Annotated in this window: 21 protein-coding genes and 1 riboswitch; of the genes, 14 read left to right on the top strand and 7 right to left on the bottom strand. The window is 46.6% G+C overall.

Features of this window, described 5'->3' with window-relative positions; translation table 11 throughout:
- Positions 1-5: 5 nt before the first annotated feature.
- On the bottom strand, positions 6-401 hold the full coding sequence (locus ACUC6J_RS23630; protein ID WP_017426145.1) for a rhodanese-like domain-containing protein: 396 nt from the start codon (positions 399-401) through the stop codon (positions 6-8).
- Positions 402-901: 500 nt separating this feature from the next.
- Between ACUC6J_RS23630 and ACUC6J_RS23625 the strand changes: the two genes are divergently transcribed.
- Complete coding sequence (locus ACUC6J_RS23625; RefSeq protein ID WP_017426146.1) at positions 902-1,333, top strand: DUF1641 domain-containing protein; 432 nt, start codon at positions 902-904, stop codon at positions 1,331-1,333.
- Positions 1,334-1,360: 27 nt separating this feature from the next.
- The gene (locus tag ACUC6J_RS23620; protein ID WP_013373647.1) at positions 1,361-2,542 is read left to right on the top strand and encodes an NAD(P)/FAD-dependent oxidoreductase; all 1,182 of its coding nucleotides are present in this window, start codon (positions 1,361-1,363) and stop codon (positions 2,540-2,542) included.
- 98 nt (positions 2,543-2,640) lie between these two features.
- On the opposite strand, the gene ACUC6J_RS23615 is transcribed toward ACUC6J_RS23620, so the two are convergent.
- The gene (locus tag ACUC6J_RS23615) at positions 2,641-5,187 is read right to left on the bottom strand and encodes a LamG-like jellyroll fold domain-containing protein (RefSeq protein ID WP_447249509.1); all 2,547 of its coding nucleotides are present in this window, start codon (positions 5,185-5,187) and stop codon (positions 2,641-2,643) included.
- Between the two features lie 303 nt (positions 5,188-5,490).
- Here ACUC6J_RS23615 and ACUC6J_RS23610 point away from each other — a divergent pair, with 303 nt between their 5' ends.
- Together ACUC6J_RS23610 and ACUC6J_RS23605 are read left to right on the top strand one after the other, a co-directional pair.
- A complete protein-coding gene (locus ACUC6J_RS23610; RefSeq protein ID WP_257126439.1) occupies positions 5,491-6,597 on the top strand; it encodes a hypothetical protein in 1,107 nt (368 codons plus the stop codon).
- 182 nt (positions 6,598-6,779) lie between these two features.
- Positions 6,780-7,577 carry a copper amine oxidase N-terminal domain-containing protein gene (locus ACUC6J_RS23605; protein WP_257126438.1) on the top strand — a complete coding sequence of 266 codons (798 nt, stop codon included), beginning with the start codon at positions 6,780-6,782 and terminating at the stop codon, positions 7,575-7,577.
- Between the two features lie 102 nt (positions 7,578-7,679).
- Here the strand turns inward: ACUC6J_RS23605 and ACUC6J_RS23600 are convergent, their stop codons facing one another.
- Both ACUC6J_RS23600 and ACUC6J_RS23595 read right to left on the bottom strand, forming a co-directional pair.
- Positions 7,680-8,729: a stalk domain-containing protein gene (locus tag ACUC6J_RS23600; protein WP_025676705.1), complete on the bottom strand. Its 1,050-nt coding sequence runs from the start codon at positions 8,727-8,729 to the stop codon at positions 7,680-7,682.
- A 256-nt stretch (positions 8,730-8,985) separates the two neighbouring features.
- Positions 8,986-9,162, bottom strand: a complete 177-nt coding sequence (locus ACUC6J_RS23595; protein WP_013373642.1) for a CsbD family protein — start codon at positions 9,160-9,162, stop codon at positions 8,986-8,988.
- 156 nt (positions 9,163-9,318) lie between these two features.
- Between ACUC6J_RS23595 and ACUC6J_RS23590 the strand changes: the two genes are divergently transcribed.
- Positions 9,319-9,834: a DUF2179 domain-containing protein gene (locus tag ACUC6J_RS23590; protein ID WP_013373641.1), complete on the top strand. Its 516-nt coding sequence runs from the start codon at positions 9,319-9,321 to the stop codon at positions 9,832-9,834.
- 119 nt (positions 9,835-9,953) lie between these two features.
- Positions 9,954-10,166, top strand: a complete 213-nt coding sequence (locus ACUC6J_RS23585; protein WP_016822696.1) for a cold-shock protein — start codon at positions 9,954-9,956, stop codon at positions 10,164-10,166.
- A gap of 98 nt (positions 10,167-10,264) precedes the next feature.
- On the opposite strand, the gene ACUC6J_RS23580 is transcribed toward ACUC6J_RS23585, so the two are convergent.
- The 3 genes from ACUC6J_RS23580 to ACUC6J_RS23570 form a co-directional block, all read right to left on the bottom strand.
- Positions 10,265-11,278, bottom strand: a complete 1,014-nt coding sequence (locus ACUC6J_RS23580) for a substrate-binding domain-containing protein (protein ID WP_026065364.1) — start codon at positions 11,276-11,278, stop codon at positions 10,265-10,267.
- Between the two features lie 248 nt (positions 11,279-11,526).
- Complete coding sequence (locus ACUC6J_RS23575) at positions 11,527-12,726, bottom strand: glycoside hydrolase family 130 protein (protein WP_017426153.1); 1,200 nt, start codon at positions 12,724-12,726, stop codon at positions 11,527-11,529.
- The gene (locus ACUC6J_RS23570; RefSeq protein WP_447249508.1) at positions 12,723-13,898 is read right to left on the bottom strand and encodes an AGE family epimerase/isomerase; all 1,176 of its coding nucleotides are present in this window, start codon (positions 13,896-13,898) and stop codon (positions 12,723-12,725) included. Before ACUC6J_RS23570 ends, ACUC6J_RS23575 begins: the two co-directional genes overlap by 4 nt.
- Positions 13,899-14,130: 232 nt before the next feature.
- On the opposite strand from ACUC6J_RS23570, the gene ACUC6J_RS23565 reads away from it, so the two are divergent.
- From ACUC6J_RS23565 to abc-f, 8 genes are all read left to right on the top strand, one after another.
- On the top strand, positions 14,131-15,450 hold the full coding sequence (locus ACUC6J_RS23565) for an ABC transporter substrate-binding protein (RefSeq protein WP_016822700.1): 1,320 nt from the start codon (positions 14,131-14,133) through the stop codon (positions 15,448-15,450).
- A gap of 67 nt (positions 15,451-15,517) precedes the next feature.
- Positions 15,518-16,402 (top strand): carbohydrate ABC transporter permease, encoded by an 885-nt coding sequence (locus tag ACUC6J_RS23560; protein ID WP_016822701.1) that lies wholly within the window; start codon positions 15,518-15,520, stop codon positions 16,400-16,402.
- 2 nt (positions 16,403-16,404) lie between these two features.
- The gene (locus ACUC6J_RS23555) at positions 16,405-17,238 is read left to right on the top strand and encodes a carbohydrate ABC transporter permease (RefSeq protein WP_016822702.1); all 834 of its coding nucleotides are present in this window, start codon (positions 16,405-16,407) and stop codon (positions 17,236-17,238) included.
- 42 nt (positions 17,239-17,280) lie between these two features.
- On the top strand, positions 17,281-18,330 hold the full coding sequence (locus tag ACUC6J_RS23550; protein WP_016822703.1) for a glycoside hydrolase family 130 protein: 1,050 nt from the start codon (positions 17,281-17,283) through the stop codon (positions 18,328-18,330).
- 12 nt (positions 18,331-18,342) lie between these two features.
- Entirely contained in the window at positions 18,343-19,302 is a 960-nt protein-coding gene (locus tag ACUC6J_RS23545) for an acetylxylan esterase (protein WP_447249507.1), read from the top strand.
- 55 nt (positions 19,303-19,357) lie between these two features.
- Positions 19,358-19,457, top strand: a riboswitch (purine riboswitch).
- A 68-nt stretch (positions 19,458-19,525) separates the two neighbouring features.
- Entirely contained in the window at positions 19,526-20,704 is a 1,179-nt protein-coding gene (locus ACUC6J_RS23540) for an MFS transporter (RefSeq protein ID WP_123797775.1), read from the top strand.
- A gap of 79 nt (positions 20,705-20,783) precedes the next feature.
- Positions 20,784-20,927, top strand: a complete 144-nt coding sequence (locus ACUC6J_RS23535) for an RAxF-45 family protein (RefSeq protein WP_016822706.1) — start codon at positions 20,784-20,786, stop codon at positions 20,925-20,927.
- Positions 20,928-21,030: 103 nt separating this feature from the next.
- Positions 21,031-23,115 (top strand): ribosomal protection-like ABC-F family protein, encoded by a 2,085-nt coding sequence (abc-f, locus tag ACUC6J_RS23530; RefSeq protein ID WP_447249506.1) that lies wholly within the window; start codon positions 21,031-21,033, stop codon positions 23,113-23,115.
- Positions 23,116-23,157: the final 42 nt, after the last annotated feature.

Genomic DNA, 23,157 nt, shown 5'->3' with positions numbered 1-23,157 from the left:
TTCCCTTAATACAGCTCTACTTCAAAGCCAGATTCCTTCCAGGCTGTTGTTCCGCCTTCAATAAAGGCCACATTGGTAAAGCCCATCTGTTGCAGTATATAAGCTGCCAATGCAGCTTGTCCGCCTGCCCCACAGGTGGTGATAATCGGGCGGTTGCGGTCACGTAAGCGTTCATCACGCAAATCTTGTGGAACGTCCAGGTCAGCGCGGATGGGTAGCATACCCAGTGAAATATTGGCGCTACCGCGAATTAGGCCGCAAGCACCTGCATCATGAGAATCCTGTACGTCGATAACGAATGTATCTGGATTGGATTCAATTCGCTGACGTGCCTCCTGTGAAGTAATGCCCTGAACGTGCTGCCTCGCTTCTTGAACCATATCTGCAAATGTTTTAGCCATCGTTCAACCCTCCGTAGGAATATGTTTTGTATTGGTTTTCATATTAATGAACAGAAACTCACTCTCTCTATTACCCATCTCTAGTATAAAATGCCCCTTTTTTTAAGGTAAAATTAGACAAAAATCGTGCTTATTCTAATTTTTATCTAAAATAACAATAAAAAATTTGCAGAAATTTGTGCAAATTTAAAATTTCTTCGACGATTGGGTTGTGAAAGGTGTAATATAGAGGTATAGGGTTCCGTTTCGGCCTGTTGTAGTCACGAGGGAGCGCTTCGTGAGATATTCCGCAGCAGTAACAACAACAGAATAACGTCCAAGCAATATACAATTGGCATCTGCGATCATCAGTCTTGCCCTTTAGGGTATAGGCCGGTTTAAGCTGTGCTTCTTGCATGTTTAAGGGCGAATTCATTGAACGTTTTATTGCTAGAGTTTATGATGCAGGTTACGAGAAAGGAATGGACTTCTATTTTCACAGTAAAGGAGGACGTTCACGCATGTCTGAAAACCAACAAGAGGTGGCCGTAACACAAGAAGCTACCAAAGAGTCTCGGGATGTATTGGACCAATTGATGAAACCGGAGGTTCAGCAATCGCTGACCGTACTGGTAGAGAATCTGCCAAAGTTGACTGAGATGGTTACTTTGATGACCGATGCTTATGATGTAGCCCGCAGTCTGGCAACTGACCCTGTCTTTATCGGAGATATGAAAAACTCCATGGGAGAGTTTGTGAAGCCTGTTACAGATTCGGCTAAAGGATTGGCTTCTGCTGCAATTGAAGCAAATGACCGTGTACAAACTACGGACGGCAGTGTAGGTCTGTTTGGCCTGCTCAAAATGCTTAAAGATCCTAATGTACAAAAAACGCTGCGTTTCAGCCAGGCTTTCCTGGATATTCTGAATGAGCGCCAACGCGAAAGCAAATAATTACCTGATCGAGAACGGAGGATGGACATGTCGAAGCAAATTTTGATCTTGGGCGGCGGATACGGCGGATTGCTGGCCGCTCTTACAGCACGCCAGCATATGGACGCTAGCCAAGCAACCATTACAGTGGTAAACCGCTTTGCGTCGCACCAAATTATTACGGAACTGCACCGTTTGGCGGCAGGTACGATTGCCGAAAAAGCTGTGGCGCTTCCTTTGGAAAAACTGCTGCGTAACAAAGATATTATCCTGAAAGTGGATACTGTTTCCGAAATCAAACCGGACGATAAGAAAGTAACTCTGGCCAGTGGTGCTACGTTGAGCTATGACGCTCTCGTTATTTCCCTGGGCAGTGAAACGGCATACTTCGGTATTCCGGGGCTGCAAGAGCATAGCTTCACACTGAAATCAGTGGCAGAAGCTAATCGCATCCGTGCACATGTGGAAGCTCGTCTGGATGCTTACAAGCAATCCGGTAACAAAGCGGACGCTACCATTGTTATCGGTGGCGGCGGTCTGACTGGCGTTGAGCTGGTGGGCGAATATGCTGACAAACTGCCTGCAGTTTGCCGTGAAAAAGGCATCAACTACGAAGATATCAACTTGTATTGCGTAGAAGCTGGACCATCTATTTTGGCAGGCTTCCCTCAACCATTGGTTGATCGTGCAGTAACAAGCCTTGAAAAACGTGGCGTTCAAATCGTAGCGGGTGTTCCGATTACAGAAATGAAAGCTGACGAAGTTCTCTTGAAAGACGGACGTTCGATCAAAACGAACACACTGATCTGGACAGGCGGCGTACAAGGTAATGCACTGGTTGGCGCATCTGGTATTGAAGTAAACCGCGGTCGCGCAACTGTGAATGGCGCACTGCAATCGACTTCCCACGAAGACATCTTCCTCGCTGGCGACAGCGCAGTAGTGTTCCCAGGTGAAGGCGAGCGTCCATACCCTCCAACTGCACAGTTGGCTTGGCAAATGGGTGAATTAGTTGGTTACAACATCTTCGCTTATTTCAACGGAGCGAAAATGGAACGCTTTACGCCAGTGTTCTCCGGTACACTGGGCAGCTTGGGAAGAACAGACGCGATCGGTACTGTAGGCGCGAATGGCACCCAACTGAAAGGCGCTGTAGCTACTTTGATGAAAGAAGGCAGTAACATCCGTTACCTGTCCCATATCAAAGGACTTTTTGCACTGGCCTATTAATATTTATATGGTTTATTAAAAGAGAGCGCTGTTCAGCGCTCTCTTTTTTTCATTCTTCGAAACTAGCAATGCTTACACATTTCACAAATAGTCTTAATTCACTTCATCATGGCTAACTCTTCCACCTGTGCAGGAGGGAGCGCGCCTTCAAATATACTCAGCTCATCTATAGATCCTTTGAACGCAGGGTCCCACCAATTGACCCCTAGGCTGAATGTTCCAGATTTAGAGGTAAAGACATCCGGGAACTTTGAGCCGGTAAATTGAATTTTGCCATTCACATACACCTCTAATACCCCACGATCTACAGTGAAGGCCAGATGTGTCCATTCATTGGCTTTGATCTTCAGGCCCGTACTGCCAGTATACCAAGTTGAGCTGCCGGACCAGACCATCGTATTATCCTCCTCGGGTCCTCTGGGCAGAAGGCTAACCCAGTGGTTGCTATCCATAGCTCCAAAAAAAGTTGGTGTATGGACAGTCAACTCGCTGGGCTTCACCCACAGTGACACAGAATAGGCTGAGCTGGATATGAGTCCTTCAGGCAGAGCAATACCTGACTGTCCATCAAGGACTACAGCTTGGCCCCTTACGCCTTCAGCGTAGGATACACTTCCTCCCTGACGATCGATCCGGTCACCAGTAACCTTACCATTGGCAAAAGCATCATTCTGATCCTTTAGGTTATTTTCAAATGGGTATGAAGCGGTCAATGTTGCCTTCTCATAAGGAGCTACCGTAATGTTAAAAGTTTTATCCCGACTGCTGTCTCCTTTGGTGATGGAAGCCGTCAAAGTAGCGGATACAGCCTTTTCACCGATCCCGGGGCGCTTGACTTCACCAGTATCAGAAATGACGCTTGGGTTTGAAGTTTTCCAGATAATCGCGGATTGGCGACTGCCTTCCTTCGGAAGCGTCAGATTAGCCGTCACCCGGCTCGTATCGCCAAGATCTAATTCACGATACACACTGTTCACGACTGTCATATCCGGCATATCAGGGAACTTACTACCCCAGGCCATTTCGCCTTTATTCGATAGAACTGTAAACGCCAAAATATATTGATTCGTTACCTGGTCCCATTGTCTCAGGAATACTCCATCAAACACAGTGCCATCCAGTGTTAGTCGGATATTCGCATCCCCCGACTTGTGCCATGTTCCTTGCACATCGCCTTTAATAGTGTGATCTGCTTTCAGCTGAATGAACTGCGTATTTTTGATTGTCGCCGAAGAATCACTACCATGGTTAATATATTGATAATCGCCAATGAATTGTTTCTCATCCAGCTTTGTAAGCGTCTCGCCACCGTAACGGTAAGGAGCTACCACAGGCCAGTTATCCTTATTCATGAACATTTGATGTACACGCAGCTCGTGAGTCTCCCCCTGCTGAGGGAATCGGGTATGAAAGACAACAAACATTTGTCCGGTAGCAGGATCGGTGTACACCGAGTTATGCCCAGGAGATACATAGCCGTAGCCCACACCTGTACCTGGATCGCCTATTTGGCTATCGAACAAGAAGTTACCCATTAATTTGTTGCCATAGGCTGAATTTTTGGTGTTTGCTGGCAGAACAGCATTCTGCCCTTTGGCATCCTTATAAGGTCCTGTCGGACTCTTGGAACGGAATAATCTCATGTTATATCCACCGTCAGCTGCAAGTCCGCCATAGGTTACATACAGATAGTAGTAACCCGTTTTTGAGTTGTATTCAATATACGGACCTTCCCCGGACTCACCGTATCCACCTGCAATCTTGGTGCCAAAATAACGATCAATCAACCGGCCATCCTCCGTCGTTCCATCTTGGCCTGGATAGATCGGTTTGCCAGTTGCTTTATCCAGCTCCAGCAAAAAAATGCCTCCGGACCATGACCCATACGTCATCCATAAGCGCCCGTCTGTATCATAAAAGACTGCTGCATCGATTGCATTCGGGAACACCCGATTCGCATAAGAACCATCGGCGTTAAACCATCCTGCTCTGGGACCCTTCAGCTTGCCTTCATTAATGAGTTGTGGAATCGGCGTATTGGTCCACTTTTTATCTACTTTGCTATTTTTATCGAATGCAGTCTCCTTTGTAAAACCAGTGTTCACAATGGTATCCACATATTGATAGGGTCCCTCAATGTTGGGGGCAACGGCAATGCCGATCGCGGAGCGTATATAGGTGGAGGAGGCACTATAATAAATCATGTAGGCCCCTTTTGTGCCATCCTTATTGACATAATGCTCATTCCAAAACACATCGGGCGCCCATACCGAGAATCCTCCTTTGCTGTCCGCATCATTCTCACCCGCCCAAGCGAAAGATCCGGCCAGATTCTTCGATAAATCCCCGTAAAGGGCATTCCCAGGCGTAGTGTAACCGTTTGCAAAAGAAGTCCAGTTTGTGAGATCTTTTGATTTCGCTGCGGCGATATGCGACCCAAACACATAATAAGTGTCACCGTCTTTGACAATCGAAGGATCGTGAACCGATACATTAGAGAAGGTCGGCACATCCTGCTTCTTGTTTTGGTTCGGCTCCGCTGCTGCGGCGTCCAGTGTACCTAATGGTACGGCTGCAATTGCCAATAATAAAGTCATTGTTAATGCAATGCTCGACCTGGCTCTACGTTTAAGCAATCTTTTCATCGTATACATTTACCCCTTTCTAAAGTGGAATACAGTGATATATTCTGCTTTCATCGCTAAAATTCCTTTATATTTATAAATATTATTAATGTATTTATGAATTACATAGCTGTAGGAAAGGTCTCGGCATCCAAAAGCAGTTGCGCTATTTCACACTTTCTTTTTTGATACGTAGTTGATCTTCTATACACTATGATATGTAAAATGACATGTTATCTTTTTAGGAAAAAATTATAAATTATGGTTGACGTTATATATTTGTGGGAGTATGCTAGTTTCGAAAAATAACTAGGAGGTTTGTGTATGTTTAGGAAAAATAAGTTTTTTGGCGTGGGGTTAGCAACTATCCTCATGTGTTCCGCATTCTCGGGAAGCTTCGCCTATGCGGAGCCTAAGGCAACTAAGTACGATGCTGCATTTTTTGAAAATCTCAAACAGCGGGCCATTGTCCATGAACTTCAAGAACACCAGATTGCCGTTAATCCAAAAGCATCTATTGCTGAACTACTGAATACAGCGGATAGTACATCACTAAAGAGTAAAAGTAATAGTGATCTACAACAAAATCTGGAGAAGCTTAACAAATCGGAATACATATATCTTACGCTCGATGGAGAAGTATACAGCTCAGAAAAAGGTTATGTAGGTATGGCGGATAAAGTTGAATCAAAAGAGGATAGTGTAACGGATGCTACTTATACAGAAGCAAGTTCTATAAGCGAATCAGGGAACAAACATGATATATCCATATCAAGTAAAAGAAACCCCAATCCATGGGAAGTGAGTGGAGGAACGACTGGAGCTTTTTCAAGGGTTCAATTGGATTATGACGGTTTTGATGGGGTTAATGCACGTGTGATCTTGCCAACGGTTAGGGATCTAGGAGTAAACGAACAGCCATGGGTATATTATGGTTTTGATGCGAAGAATGGGAAAAAGGTTGAGGGGGGATTTTCCTTTCAAACGGGCCAAAAAAGATACAAAGGCTTCATTAAAAATGGAGGCTATGAATATTCTATAGAGACGTGGGTAAATGGGGAGGGGTATAATTCAGTTAAATTTTATATTGATAATAGTACCTATAACGCTTATCTGTTAGCCTACTACAATCAAATTGTCGTTATGCAAACCTCTTTTAACTCCTCGGACCTCTCGTCTATGTCTGTTAAGAGAGTGACGGCAATAGCGAAAGATAACTTTGATGGTAGTAATATTTATGGAAGTGCTATCGGTGGAGAGTTTTCAGATTTGGTAGTCTCGAAATTCAATTCGGATTATTATTATCCATGGGATAACTATAGGGATTACTCTTTTTGGGATGGAAGTCAGTGGTTCGGTACGATTGATTGGCCCACCGATTATATTACTCATTTTGATACAAGTGTGTGGATCAGAAATCCAAACCGATAAGAACAATAGCTAAACGATGGCTCAAGCTAAAATATACTGAAAGCATCTGTCATTTCCTTTGTTGTTGGCTGGGACTTACAACATGTGGTTTGACAGGTGTTTTTCCACATTAAGCTTACTCAACTGGAATCCTTAGCCGTAATTTTGATTTTGAACCTAAACAAAATCACTAGGAGGGCATAATGAAAATCAGGTTATTAATCAGTATTATGATTGCACTAAGTTTTGCTACCGCATTCTCCAATTCAACATCGGCTCAGGCCAAGACCCCCATACACCTGAAGGTCAATGATCATTACGTTTTATACACCTATCCTGCCTCGCCTTTTGTGGATACAAAGGGGAGACTGCTTATACCGCTCCAAGTAGCTGGGGATATACTGGGTGGTAAAGTAACTTACAACGCAGCGAGCAAAACCGCTGCTGTTGATTTGTTGGGGCGTAATGTAACGGCTACGATCGGCTCACCCGAAATATCGGTTAACGGTGAGCCGGTGACAATGGACACAGTCCCCATCATGAAAAGCAACGCGATGTTTTTGCCGGTTTCCATTTTGTTGAAAGATACAGATGCGCAGATGGAGTGGGACTCGAAGCGTGGTTTATTGAAGCTAAGACATGATAGCTTTACGGAAAGTCCAGTTCTTATGCGATTTATGGGACAAGACTTAGCCCGAGTCATTGACGCGAATGCGTTTGACCTTACTTCCTTTGACTGGGATCAAAAGCAGGGTGTATTGAATATTTATGCTACTTATAAGAGTGACTTATCGCCTGTCTTCAAACAAATTGACTTTAATCCTATGATTGTGTATAGCAAAGGGACTTATAGTGTAGATCCTTATTCTAAACCCGGTTCATTTCACAAAGTCAAAATAACCAGTGCAGGTCATTTGATTTATACAAAAAATATCGGTACAACTAATGCGGATAGTGATTATATAAAATACATTACTTCTGTGGGCAGGTTGATTCAATAATTGTTCAGATTTTTAAAGATGAAACAATGAAAATAAGACAGGGGAGTTATTTTCCCTGTCTTATTTTTTAGAAGATCTCTTATTTTCTAGTATTTATTCAACTTAGTAATTGAATGTCGCCAGTGTGCTATTGTTTTCGTTTGAATGAACAACACCTTTTACACGTGATACATTTTTATTTCTAATGTCTGAAATAATATCTTCTTGGATTCTATTCTTTTGGTAGTAGGTTAGACTGTTCCAATCATCTGTTTTAACATACGCATCCACTGTGACTTCACTAGAGTCGCCCTTTACGCTAAAGTCTATGGAAACATTGTTATATTTACGATCAAAGTCGTTGAGCAAGACCCTTTTGATCTCGCTCAGATCAATTTTGGAGGATAGTTTTTCTATATCCACATTCCCTTTACTATCGGAGTCAAAGGTTGCAAGTTTGTTTCCGTTACTTGAGTTTTTAACGGTTCCTTCAATATCAGCATCTTTAAAGGTCTTTAAAATATCCTCCGAAATATCTTCTAGGTAGGATTTTTGTCTGCTACTCGAAATATCGTTCCATCTACTTTCTGTCAACTCAATAGTCACAGTAATATCGTTTTTATCACCTTTCAGAGTAATATCTGCATTGGCGTTATTTGTGTCGCGATAGTCTCTGTTCAATTGACGTTCAAGATCTTTCAAAGTATCGGTGCTACTTTTGCTAGCTGTATCTTTCAGCGTCTGATTGTCTTTTTGCAACTGAGCAATGGTAGCGTCTTTCGTCGTGTTCGCTGCTTTGGCTGTGTTCAGTTCCTGAGTCAGCGTCGTAATCTGGTTGTTCAGTGCTGTAACCGTAGACTGATCAATAGGAACGCCGTTATCAGCAATGACTACGCGTTTGTTTGTGCCATCCCATGTTACTTTTTTATCCAAAGCTGTACCTGCCAGCTTCAGCGGGATATACGTCACGCCATCCAGCAGAAATGGTTCTGTTTTAGCATCCGAGGCAACCTCGGTTCCGTTATAGATAATTTTAATATTGTTATATACTGCTTGGATCGGCTTAGTTACTTGTGCAGCATATGTAGATTGGCTGAACAGAGCCCCGGAGATGGCCAAGGCCGACACGGCAGTGATGATGACAGGTTTCTTCATGGACTTCAATGATTTCATTCGTTGGTCTACCCCTTTATTTAAGAATTATAGCTTGATACATAGACTAGAGTAACATTAATACATACAAAATCCAACAGGTTGGAAGGGTTGTTATTGGTTGTGCTTATATTAGTTAGACGCAAAAGCGACTGTAAAAGTTGCCCTGTTTGCGTAAATATTTTTCCAAAAGTAACCGAACAAAATAAAACAAGTCCGCTGTACAAGACAGCAAGACTTGTTTGGAGTACAGTGCGTTAGGGTATCAAAAGTTGGACTATTTGTGATCCTTCAGTTTTCCTGCTGTTTCCTGAAGGTGACCTTTGGCTTTATCCAATTTACCTTCAGCTTGAAGGGACTTATTATCCGTGGCGTTCCCGATTTGGTCCTTGATTTCACCTTTAGCTTTATTTACATTACCTTTGATTTTATCGCTAATTCCGTTATCCTTCATGGTATAGCCCTCCTCATATAATCAAACTTTCATTCAGCATGCTGTAGTTAGTCATTACCCGAGCGAGGGTAATACGAAACGTGAGGCTGTAGTTCACAGACAGGGGCATAATGTTGGGGACGGGGTCAACTAGATCGTGAAATAAGGGGTGAGCGTATGCTCAAAATTTTATTGTTTATTCTCGTTATTCAACTTATTTATGTATCGGCGTACACACTGCGCATGATTTTGACGCTGAAAGGACAGAAGTACATTGCTGCACTCATCAGCACCGTGGAAGTTACAGTTTATGTGTTGGGTTTGAATGTCGTGCTTAAGTATCTGGATCAAGTGGCAAGTCTTGCGGTATACGCTATAGGCTACGCAGTGGGGATTCTTATTGGAGCGTGGATTGAGGAAAAAATAGCGCTCGGTTATGTCACCGTGAAGGTGATCAGCAATGAGATCAATGGAGGAATTGCCAATGCGCTGCGAGACAAAGGGTACGGCGTTACAGCCTGGCTGGGCAGTGGACGTGATGGAGAACGCCTCGTAATGGAGATTTTGGCCAAGCGTAAAAACCAGAATAAGCTGTATCAGTCTATCCTGGAGCTGGATCCCAAGGCTTTTGTCATTACGGTGGAGCCAAAGCAATTTCATGGTGGTTTCTGGACCAAGGCTATCCGCAAATAAGAATTTTGGTAAAATACGCATATTTTCCGTAGGTTGGAGCATATTAATACCCGCACAGGACGGAATTAACAGTATGCCGACAGGGGATGTTCCCCTATAACAACCAAGGGGGGATATAGATGTACAGACGCCAGGCCCCGGAAATCATTCCAGAGGAAAATACGGCTATTTGGTCGTGTACCAACGAGGGTTGCAACGGATGGATGAGAACGGATTTTACCTTTTTGAGCGAGCCGGCTTGTCCACTTTGCCAAGCCACGATGGGACAGGAAATGCGAATGCTGCCGATTCTCAATCGGACGGGCAATTCCTTTGTCGCCCAGCGCTCTTAATTGAGGGGTAAGCCCATGATTACGCTGCAAAGTTTATAAACGTCAAAGGCCGCTCCAGCGACATGCTGAGCGGCTTTTGGTTGTGGAATATTCACGGATCATGACCTCTCAAGGGGCTGCACGGAATCACGATATACAATATGACCCTGTACAAGGACTCGACCAAAACGACTGCCGGGATGGCTTATTTTTTTCATTATTGAATCCACCGCCGTACGTGCCATTTGCTCTATGTCTACTCCGACCGTGGTCAGTTGCGGAACAATAAGCGTGGCGTATACATCGTTATCAAAGCCGACCACAGAGCAGTCCTCGGGTACGCGGTATCCCAGACCAATCAGCTGGTGCACCAGATTGTGAGCGACCTGATCGCAGTTGCATACAAAGGCGGTCGGTAGTAGCTGAGGCAGAGCCATTTCAACATAGGACCCTTCGTCGTCCCGGTCGCTGAGTACCCACTCGTTACGGAGGGGCAACCTGTGCTCCAGCAAGGATTTATAGTAGCCGAGGAAACGATCCTGAATACTGCTGGTGGAATAGATATTTCCCACATAAGCAATATCCCGGTGTCCCTGGGCGATCAAATAATTGGTTAGCTCGTAGGCTCCGTAAAAATTATCCGTCACCACAGAGTCGATATCGGCATGCTCATCATAAAAGTCGAGAAACATTTTAGGTTGGTCCATGGTTTGTACCAGCTCAATATATGGCTTGCTCACTTGGCCCAGAAGAATGAAGCCGTCCACCTTACGGTCGTAATAGATACGTGGCAGATTAAGCTGCTCTTCGTCCTCGCGATGGAGGATGTGAAGGATACCGTAGTAGCCGTATGGCTCCAGTGCCCGTGAAATTTGCTGGTAAATATGCAAATAAAACGATTGGCCAGGACCAGTAAAACGTTCAGGGATGACAACACCAATGTTATAGGTGAGCCCCTCTTTCATGGACTTGGCAACGGTATTAAAACGATAACCCATTTCGCCCGCGAGTGTTTTAATACGTTCTTTGAGTTCCTCGCTAACCCCATCCTTGTCATTGAGCGCCTTCGACACGGTCACGCTGCTTATTCCCAGCTTATCTGCAATATCCCGCATCGTTACGTTGCTCTTCATTCCTGTTCCGCCTTCCAATTGTAAAAAGATAAGCATTTTGCCTACATCCAGATAACGGTTGCAAAATGCTGGGGTGAATATGAATAGCTTATCCGCTTGTAGAAATTCAATTAGCTTAGCGGTGCAGCTGCTCTGTAAAGATACAAGGATTGGCAGCATAGCTGCCCATAGAACAACGATTAGCCTGCGGGTAACAATTGTTCTATGGATAGTATACATGGTTCCGCAAGCATGATAAAGCTTACGGCTTAGATCCGCTGGGAAGGACGGTTGCTTGCTTGCAATAGCGCTTCATTGCGATGGATCAGCTCACGGCGGACAGCGGCGCTGCCAAGAGAACGCAATGGGTCGGATGGTGTATTGAAAGTATAGTCCTCCAGACGGGCAATCGTGGTCGTCGCCACGTGGATACGGGTATCACTGGACGCATAGTATATGAAGACTTCATCCCGTTCATTAACGACTGCTCCATTGCAGAAAATAACATTCGAAACATCACCCACGCGTTCCTCATCATAAGGAGCCAGAAAATGCCCACCGGGCTTGGCGATGACGCGCGTAGGGTCTTCCAGACTGGTGGCAAAGGTATACAGCACATATCGCAGCCCGGCGGCTGTATTGCGTACCCCGTGAGCGATATGAATCCAGCCTCGACTCGTTTTGATCGGAGCAGGACCTTGGCCGTTCTTAACTTCGTATACCGTATGATAGTAGCGCTCGTCAATGACTGTCTCATGTTCAATCACGGGCTGTGTAATATCTTTGCAGAGACCGAACGCGATGCCTCCGCCTGATCCGGTCGAAATAAACCCATCTTGGGGACGAGTATAGAAGGCATATTGGCCGTCCACAAATTCGGGATGCAGGACAACGTTACGTTGCTGCGGGGACTGGGTAGTGATGTTGGGGAGCCGGGTCCATGTGCGGAGATCACGAGTGCGGACCAGTCCAGCCTGAGCGACAGCGCTGGAGGTATCGTGGGATGGCGCGTCAGGGTCCTTTTTCTCCGAGCAATAAATACCGTAAATCCAGCCGTCCTCATGCTTCACCAGCCGCATATCGTACATATTGGTTTCTTCCGGGTCGATATCATCCCATACTAAGGGAGCGTCAACGAATCGAAACTGATCAATGCCGTTATCGCTCTCTGCTAAGGCAAAAAATGACTTTCGGTCCAGTCCCTCGGTGCGCGAAACAAGAATGTATTTTCCTTCATGATAGATCGCTCCAGGATTCAGTGCTGCATTGACACCCAGTCGTTCCATGAAAAAGGGATTGGTTTGTGCATCCAGATCAAACCGCCAGTGAATGGGAACATGATGGCGTGTGAGCACCGGATAGAGGTAGCGTTCATAGATACCATTGTAAAAGGAGGTTTTAACCTCATTGGGGCGCGTAATCAGTTCTTCTTGCTGCGCTAGCAGCTCATCGTATTTGTTATGAATCATTGTTTATCCATCCTTTCCAGCATTTCAATGCAAAATCGGCTGTTATGATATGGGCACTTCCAAGGGCCTGCAATCTCTCTCGCGTCAGGCTTACCGTCCGCTTGAACCGACCAGAACCATTCGCCTCCGGTGCGCGGATCAATGATATACTGCCGGGTATAGGTCCATAGATTTCGCACAATTTTCAAAAATCGTTCATCCTGTGTCCGCTGAAACGCATTGTAAAAACCAACCATTGCCTCGGCCTGTACCCACCAGATACGTGTGGTGTCTACCCGCTCTCCCTCCCGTTCATTGATGAGCGATCCGTCTGGCTGAACAGCCCGCTCAGCTACCGCGCTGGCAATATCCACCACCATATTCACATACTCGGATGGATGATAACCCAGCACATTCATGGCGTCATCCATCAACCAGCTGGCTTCGATATCGTGACCATATGAGGTCAAATCAAGCAGAGAGTGCCATTCGCGGTCGAAGAATACTCCCAACCGCCGGGCGGAAGCATCGTAAACACGCTGGTATAAAATGTCCAGCACGTTCTTCAGTGCGTCTCGAACCTCTTCGTTTGGGTAGGCGCGCAGCAATTGGGTATACGCTTCCAAAACATGAATATGCGTATTCATGGTAATATGCGCGGTAACTCCATTTTCGCTGAGTAGCTCATTAGGCTGCTCGTTCCACGATCGATCATATTGTTCTCCGTATGCTTGGAGAGCAGGATCATACCCTTTTTGCTCCACGAGGTGAAACAGTTTCATTGCCAGTGGCAATGCATTCGGGTCATCCGTAGCTCGTGCATATTCTGCCAACGCATAGATGGCAAATGCCTGCGCGTATACATGTTTACACGTATCCACAGGTTGCCCGGTGTAGTCCACCATCCAGTACATTCCGCCATGTAACGGGTCGAGCAGATGATTTTGCAGAAATGTAAAGGCATGTCGTGCCGCATGTGCATAGGCACGTTCCCCTGTTACACGGGCTGCTGCTGAGAAAGACCAGAGTAACCGCGAAGTGGCGATGCCACCTTTGTCCGCTTGTTTATGGATGTGCAGATCTGCGTCTACCTCGCCATAAAATCCGCCATGCGCTTCATCTTTCAAGCCGAGCCAGAATGGGAGTATGTGTTCCTGCCATTCCTGTCTAATTTCGTGTACTAGTGTTTCCAAGAGACAAAGCCTCCTTCGGAAAATGAATTATTAGCTTATCGTTAACCTTACAAAAGGTATCTTATCTATGTATTTATAAACTGTCAACTATACTTAATTTGTGTTTCTGCATAACATTCGGGTGTTGTTATTACAAAAAAATATTGTAATTGACACAGTAAGCGCTAACATAATAAAATGATTTTGTTAGTTTAACGATAACCTTATTCAAAACAACAGGAGGGGTCGTCTCATGAAGTTGTCCAAGGTTTTAATGTCATTACTATCCGTGCTTTTGTTAGCGGGACTGTTTACTGGCTGTACCTCAAAGAAGGATGCGCCAGCTACCAGCTCTGATCCGAAGGGACCGGAAGGGGAAATTACGGTGATCACACAGCGGACAGATATTGTGGATACCGTATTTCAGGATTACGCCAAGGAATTTAACAAAATTTATCCGAACGTGAAGGTCAATTTTCAGGCATTGGCCGATTATGATGGTCAAATTAAAATTCGGATGGGGACTCGGGATTACGGAGATGTCTTGCTGATTCCTGGCAGCATTCCAATTGAAGAGTTACCCAATTTTTTCGAGCCTCTAGGTACTTATGAGGAGATGAAAAACAAGTATACCGGCATTGAAGAACGTACAGTGGATGGTAACAGCTACGGTATTCCGATTGCGATGGTTTACTCGGGTGTGATTTATAACAAAAAGGTGTTCAAGGAAGCAGGAATCACACAAATTCCTAAAACACCGGATCAATTCCTGAAAGCGTTACAGCAAATTAAGGACAAAACCAAGGCAGTGCCGCTGTTTACCAACTATGCCTCTGGTTGGGCACTGACTCAGTGGGAGTCTAGCCTGGCAACAGTAGCAGGTACGAAGGAATACGTGAATGTCACACAACCGACTACAGATGATAATTTCACGAAGGGTCAGCCTCACTATGAGCTGTACAAGGTCCTGTACGATGCGGCTAAAAATGGTCTGATTGAAAAAGATCCAACGACTACGGATTGGGAGACCTCCAAGGCGGATCTTGCTCAAGGCAAAATCGGTACGATGGTGCTTGGCTCATGGGCGATTGATCAGATCAAAAGCGTAGCTTCTAACAAGGATGATATCGGTTTCATGCCTTTCCCAACGAATGCCTCCAAGGTACTTGTACCGCTGGCTGGTGATTTTAACCTCGGTATTAATGTAAACAGTGAAAATAAAGAGGCGGCCCGTGCCTGGGTGGATTGGTTTACCGAAAAGTCCAACTATGCTGTAGAGCAGGCAGGCAGCATTAGTCCGCTGAAGGGTGCCGCAATGCCTGCCATTTTGAAGCAGTATGAGAATGAGGGAGTTGTTTTTGAAGCGCTCACTCCGTCACCGAAGGGGCAGGAAGGAATTGTCGATAAAATCGACAAAATGGGAGAAATCGGCTTGTGGCAACCTGATTTCAAGAAACGAATTATTGAGGCAGCGGTGGGTAACCGCCCGGAATCGTATGACACCATTATGAAGGATCTGAACGATGCATGGGTGAAGGCGCGTGCTGAAGTGGCAGCCAAGGAAGCAAAATAGCCATCTGAACTGACCATAAGAAGAGATTGAAGTGGCAGTTGATGGACGGATAGCCAGGAGGTGCAGCATGTTTAAATTTTCGAATCTCAGCTACTCCAAACAAAGATTAGCGATTATTGTTGCCTTTTCATTTATTCCGCTGGCGCTGCTGGTCACTTTTGCGTACTTGCCGGTGATCAATATGTTTAAATACAGCTTTTCGGACTGGAATGGTTATAGTAAGCGTCTGGAATATGTGGGCTTTGAAAACTATATCAAAATCTTTACCGACCCCGAGTATTTCTCGGTGTTTAAGGTCAGTTTGTATTACTTTGTAGCTACGTTTGTACAGATGGGTTTGGCCCTTTATTTTGCAACCATTCTCAGCTTTCAGACCTGGTTTAAAAATTTCTTTAAAGGCATTTTGTTCTTTCCCTCCCTGATGAACGGGGTGGCGATTGGTTTTATTTTTCTATTCTTTTTTAAGCCAGACGGTACCCTTGATACACTGCTTCAGGCAATGGGATTGGGTTCGTATGTCAAGCTGTGGCTGGGCAACCCGGAGATTATTAATATTTCGCTGGCTGGTACGTCGATCTGGAGATACATGGGCTTTAACTTTATTGTGTTTCTAGGTGCGATTTCTTCCATATCCAGTGATCTGTACGAAGCAGCCGATATCGACGGAGCCAACCGCTGGCATCAGTTCCGCTCTATCATTTTGCCGACTATTAAGCGAATTTTGCAGCTGAATCTGATCTTGGCGATTAGTGGCGCGATCAGTGCATTCGATATTCCTTACATTATGACTGGTGGCTCCAACGGCAGTAAGACGTTCGTCATTCAGACGATTGATGTGGCATTTAAATACAGCAAGGTTGGTTTAGCCTCAGCGATGGCGGTTGTTCTGCTACTGATCGTAGTTGCTGTTACACTGCTTCAGCGGTTGCTGATTCGGGGGGAGGAGGACTAATCATGTATAAGCTAAAAAGATTACTGGCAAACACCATCAAGTATGGTGCGCTATTGCTAGGTGCGTTCATTGCTCTACTGCCAATTGTTGTGATTTTGTTTGCATCTTTGAAGACGAAGGCTGAATATGCGGCAACCAGTCCTCTGACTCCCCCGGTGAACTGGCTGAACTGGGCGAACTACGCCAAGGCCTTTGTGGATGGAAATATGCTAACCGGATTTTTGAACACAGCCTTTATTTTGCTGATTTCCATCATCGGGGCTACGTTGACCGGTTCCATGATCGCGTATATTTTGAATCGCTTTAAATTTAAAGGTAAAAGTCTCATGCTGGGTGCGTTCTTACTCGCCACGCTCATTCCGGGGGTGACGACACAGGTATCGACATTCCAGATCATTAACAAGCTGGAACTGTTTAACACACCTTGGGCAGCCATTTTACTGTATTTAGGAACCGATATTATCGCGGTGTATATTTTCCTTCAGTTTCTGGATTCCATCGCGGTGGCGCTGGATGAGTCTGCCATGCTGGATGGGGCCTCCTATCTGACCATCTACTGGCGCATTATTTTGCCGCTGCTGAAGCCTGCCATTGTGACGGTAATTATCATCAAGGGTGTTAATATTTACAACGATTTTTACACCCCGTTCCTGTATATGCCCAAAACAAGCCTTCAGGTGATATCGACGGCACTGTTTAAGTTTAAAGGGCCATACGGTTCGCAATGGGAAGTCATTAGCGCAGGCATCATCATTGCGATTATTCCGACGCTGGTTGCATTTTTATCATTACAAAAATATATCTATAACGGATTTGCACAGGGTTCAGTGAAATAGAAAAAAATAAAATGAAGTGTCTAGGTGAGAGGAGAGTTAAGTATGAGTAAATTGAATGTGGATTTGGATGTAGGTAACGTACGAATTGTAGGAGACAGCTTGTCGAAAATGCCTTGGCAGGATAAGCCGGAAGGCAGTGAGGCTCCAGTATGGAGGCATACTGAGAATCCGGTCATTGGACGAAATCCGGTGCCTGGCATTGCCCGTATTTTCAACAGTGCCGTAGCTCCGTATGAAGGACGGTTTGTAGGGATATTCCGTGCTGAAACGATTAATGGACGCCCGCATTTGCATCTCGGCTGGAGTGACGACGGGCTGGCTTGGGACATTGAGACAGAGCGTCTGCATATGGTCGATGAGGAAGGAAATGAATATCAGCCTAATTATGCTTACGATCCGCGTCTGGTTCGAGTGGAAGACACGTATTATATCATCTGGTGTACAGATTTCTATGGTGCAGCGCTGGGAATCGCACAAACGAAGGATTTCAAAAGCTTTGTGCGCTTGGAAAATCCGTTCTTGCCGTTTAATCGCAATGGAGTGCTTTTGCCTCGCAAGCTAAATGGAAACTTTATGTTGCTATCCCGTCCGAGCGACAGTGGTCATACTCCGTTTGGTGATATTTTCCTGAGCGAAAGTCCTGACTTGGTGTATTGGGGCAAGCATCGTCATGTAATGAGCAAGGGTGGTCAGGGCTGGTGGCAATCGGTGAAGATTGGTGGCGGACCAGCACCGATTGAGACGACAGAGGGCTGGCTGATGTTCTATCATGGGGTGACAGGCACGTGCAATGGACTGGTATATAGCATGGGAGTAGCTGTTCTTGATCTGGATGATCCGTCCAAAGTCAAATACCGTTCCTCCAACTTCGTGTTGACCCCAGAGGAATGGTATGAAGAGCGTGGCTTTGTGCCAAATGTGGTGTTCCCGTGTGCTACACTGCATGATGCAGACACCGGAAGAATTGCGATTTATTATGGAGCCGCTGATACGTATGTAGGTATCGCATACACGACAGTATCTGACATTATGAAGTATGTCATCGCGACGGATGAAGTAGTCGCAGATGATCGTGAGTCAGGCCGGATGTAGGAGGAATTTTACATGCCGGAGGATATGTCTTTACAGCAGCTACAGTCCTATATGGGGAGTAATCCAAAGCCGCAGGATTTTGATATGTACTGGGAACGGGCGCTACAGGAGCTGGAACGACAGCCATTGGAATATACACTGGAGCCTGCCGAATTTGTCTCTCCGCTGGTGGAGTGTTACCATCTGTATTTTACTGGAGTGGGCGGAGCGAGGGTTCATGGGAAGCTGGCTCGTCCCAAGCATCTTACGGAACAAGGTCCAGCCTTGGCTATGTTTCATGGGTATTCCTGCGACAGTGGCGACTGGTTCGACAAGGTGAGCTATGCGGCACACGGATTCACTGTGCTGGCCATGGACTGCCGAGGGCAAGGCGGGCTGTCTGAGGACAATTTGCAGGTTCAGGGAACGACGGTTCGCGGCCATATTATTCGCGGAATTGACGACCCGGACCCGGATCGGTTGTATTACCGCAACGTATTTTTGGATACGGTACAAACGGTGCGCATTCTAATGTCTATGGAGCAAGTTGACCCTGAACGGATCGGTGCATTTGGCTGCTCCCAAGGCGGGGCACTAACGGTTGCCTGCGCTGCATTGGAGCCGCGTGTCCGTGTGGCGGTACCGGTATATCCGTTCCTGTCGGATTATAAAAGAGCTTGGGCGCTGGATGCAACGACATCGGCCTATGAGGAACTGGTTTATTATTTTCGCTGGTTTGATCCCAATCATGTACGGGAGAGCGAAGTATTTCACCGTCTAGGCTACATCGACATTCAACATTTAGCAGACCGTATTCGAGGACGGGTGCTATTCGTGACAGGGCTATCGGATGTGATTTGCCCACCTTCCACACAGTTTGCGATGTACAATAAAATCGTATCGGACAAGGAATTGCTTGTGTATCACGAATACGGTCATGAGTATTTACCCTATCTGTCAGATCGTGCCATGAGCGAATTTTTGCGGCTGTAGGGGTTGAACTTAACCAGAGGCTCCTTTATAGTAATAGCTATAACCTTCGTGAAGCGTAATAAATGAATGCCCCATTTGTATAACCTCAATAATATGGTTTGAGGGTCTCTACCAGGAACCGATAAATCCTGATTACAAAAAGTGTACGTCTTGTACATTTCTTGTGGTCAGGATTTTTTTGCGTGATGCGAGGGATTTACATGATAGCAAAGGAGCTAATGTAATGAACTTCAAAGTAGTTATTTTAACCATTGCGACCTTTACGGTAGGTCTGGTGGAGTTGATTATCGGTGGCGTGCTGCCCCAGATTGCACAGGATTTGAACGTCTCTGTAAGCACGGCAGGACAGCTTATCATGATCTATGCGCTTGTGTACGCTATTGCCGGGCCGACTTTGTTGGCGTTGACCGCCAAAATCGAACGAAAGCGACTGTATTTGTGGTCGATGTTTATCTTTATTCTGGGAAGTCTGCTGGCTTTCTGGAGTCCGAACTATGCTGTGTTGTTTATATCTCGTATCATTACTGCAGCCAGTGGATCATTGATCGTGACATTGTCACTAACCATTGCGGTTAAAGTGGTGTCCAAAGCTTATCAAGCCCGCGTTCTCGGTGTAATCTCCATGGGGGTCAGTTCCTCCATTGTGCTAGGCATTCCAGCCGGGGTGCTGATTGGAAATGCGTTTGGCTGGCGGGTGCTATTCCTGATCATTGCCTTGTTGACCGTAGTTTCTATGATCATTATGCACTTGTTTATGGAGCGGATTCCAACAGAGCATGTTGTGCCTATGCGTGAGCAGTTGAAGTCCTTGAAAAATGTTAAAGTAATCAGCGCCCATCTGGTAACAACGCTGACACTGGCGGGACACTACACGTTATATGCTTATTTCACTCCGTTTTTGGAAAACCTGATGGGCTTGAACGCCTCGTGGGTGAGTGTGGCCTATTTCGTCTTTGGGCTGGCGGCAGTGAGCGGAGGTTTTATTGGCGGCTCTTTGGCAGACCGATTCGGTACAGCGAAAAGCATCCTCATCGTCGTGGGTGTGTTTATCGCCGTGATGTTCCTGCTGCCTTTCTCGATTCACTCGGTGTATATGTTTGCGCCGCTCCTGATCATCTGGGGGATCCTGAGCTGGGCCTTGTCGCCCCCGATGCAAAGTTATCTTATTGAAAATGCACCCGAATCGGGTAGTATTCAGCAAAGCTTTAATTTCTCCGCACTCCAGGTCGGAATCGCCCTTGGTTCTGCTTTGGGAGGGGTAGTGATTGAGAATAGCGAGTCTGTTGCCACAAACGCTTGGGTAGGCGGGGCATTTGTGATTGTTGCCTTTATCTGCGGCGTATTTTCCATTACAAGAGCGGGGACATCGCAGACAGTCAGAGGACACCACTCTGTTTCTTAGGTGGGAGGTCATTGTCCTCTTTTATAAAACGAGAAAACATGTTATACTACTTCCAATTATGAAGAAGGAGGTGAGGTAGGTGAATCACGAGATGCTGAACAACCGTATTAGCCAGCTGCCGATTGCTATGGCTGGCATTGTTCATGCTTTTCCATACAACGGGAGAAGTCTGTCCAATTTTAATCATACGGTTGTAAACATCGCGAGAAGACGCCTACCTTAACTCCAACGGATTGCTATATCTTCCGAAGAGTCGCGGGGTTGCTCCTGCGGCTCTTTTTGTGTTACCTGGGTAAGGGTCTTCCTAAATAAAGGAGAGCCTGAACATGTATATTGTAAACGGTCAACAATTGAAAAAATACCACGCTGCCAATCTGATTTTAGATGGAGCAACGTTTGATATCCATAAGGGAGAAAAGGTGGGGCTTATCGGTCGCAACGGAAGCGGCAAAACCACCCTATTACGCCTAATTGCACGTTTGTCCCGCCCAGATGAAGGGCAGCTCGTCATCGCCAAAGATACGAGAATCGGCTACTTGCCGCAAATCCCGGCAGAGTTTGAAAGCTTCACCGTATACGAAACGCTGGCTTACGCCTATCGTGAACTGAAGGATTGCCGCAATCAGATGGCCACACTGGAACGGGAAATGTCAGATCCGGTTGTGGCAGCGAATCCCGAGCTGTTAGAGAAGCTGTTGCAAACGTATGCTTCTCTACAGGAGCGGTTTGAGCGTAACGGCGGCTATGAAATGGATGCCAGTATGGATCAGATAGCGGAAGGGCTAGGTATTCCCAAAGCTATGTATACGCGTAACTTCGGGTCACTTTCAGGCGGAGAAAAAACCAAAATAGCGCTGGCATCACAGCTCATTGGACGACCAGATCTGCTGTTGCTGGATGAGCCGACCAACCATTTGGATTTGAAAGGATTGGAATGGCTGGAGCAATTTTTGCAGGGCTACGCAGGTGCGTGTGTGGTTGTATCCCATGATCGCTATTTCCTGGATCGAGTTGCCGGCAAGATGATCGAACTGGAGGATGGCGAGGCCTTTACGTACTATACGAATTACAGCGGCTACGTTAAGGAGAAGGAAGAACGTCTGCTGCTGCAATTTGAGGATTATAAGGAGCAGCAAAAGCGGATCAAAAAGATGAGAGAGACCATTCGCCGTTTGGAAGAGTGGGGACGCAATGGCGATAATGAAAAGTTTTTCAAAAAAGCAGCCTCAATCCGCAAGGCGCTGGAACGAATGGAGCTGGTGAAGCGACCTGTACTGGACCCTCAAGGTGCGGAGTTTCACCTAAAGTTGGAGGATCGTTCCGGTCGCAGGGTGCTTCAATTCGAGGACATCACCAAAGCCTATGGAGAACGTCAAATATTAAACGGGGCAACAGGCAGCCTGGAATTTGGTGAAAAGGTAGCCTTGCTAGGCGATAACGGTGCAGGCAAAACGACGCTGCTCAAGCTGTTGCTTGGTCAGGAAAGCGTAGATGCAGGCACGGTCCAATGGGGCGCGCGCGTCGAGTACGGATATTTGGCGCAGCAAGAGAGAGAACGGAATAGCCGGGCGACGGTGCTTGCTTACTTCAAGGAGGAAGCAGGGCTGGAAGAAGGCGAAGCACGCGGGCAGCTGGCGAAGTATTTATTTTATGGTGCGGATGTGTTTAAACCTGTGAGTATGCTGTCCGGTGGGGAGTGGTCTCGCCTGCGGCTGGCGTTGCTGGTTATGAAAAAGCCGAATTTACTGGTGCTGGATGAGCCGACCAACCATCTGGACATCGATTCCCGTGAGGCCTTGGAAGAAGCGCTGGGCACCTACACGGGAACGGTGCTAGCCATTTCCCATGACCGCTACTTTGTGAACAAGCTGGCTGGGCGCGTGTGGGAGCTGGAGAACGGGAAGTTGTCCTTTTATCTGGGCGGCTTCGATGAATACCGCGCGAAGAAGCGGGAGCTGGAAAACGCCCACTCGCAACACGGAGCGGATGCAGGAGTACGCTCGGCATCTGCAGGTAGAGCCGCATCTGGTGGCGGCTCAGGCTCGGGTCTAGCTACGCCTGCCGGTGCAGCGAGCAATGATGCGGGAACGGCTGCGCGGACACGAGCGACCACCGGAGCCGATGCGAGCTGTGCTTGCTCTGGGGCGGCAGGTCACTTGGGGGCGTCCGATGTCCGGAGTGGGGCACGCGGAGCGAAGTCCGCGAAGCCGTCCCGCCCACCCGCTGTGTCCCGCGAGCGGTTGGAGCGGGCGATTGCCGCCAAGGAAGCAGCATTGGCGGCGACAGATGCCGAGCTGGAACTGCTCGGCACAAGCAGCGACACAGCGCGCATGGCGGAGCTGTGGGACGTGCGTGAGCGACTGCAAGCGGAGCTGGACACGTTGCTCGGCGAGTGGGTTGAACTGGAGTAGGCGACTGGCTGGTTGTTGAAGTAGGCAACGTATATTTGCATA

The sequence above is a fragment of the Paenibacillus sp. JJ1683 genome (assembly GCF_053006485.1).
The sequence above is the reverse complement of the archived record's forward strand: the minus strand, read 5'-3'. Positions and strand labels throughout refer to the sequence as shown.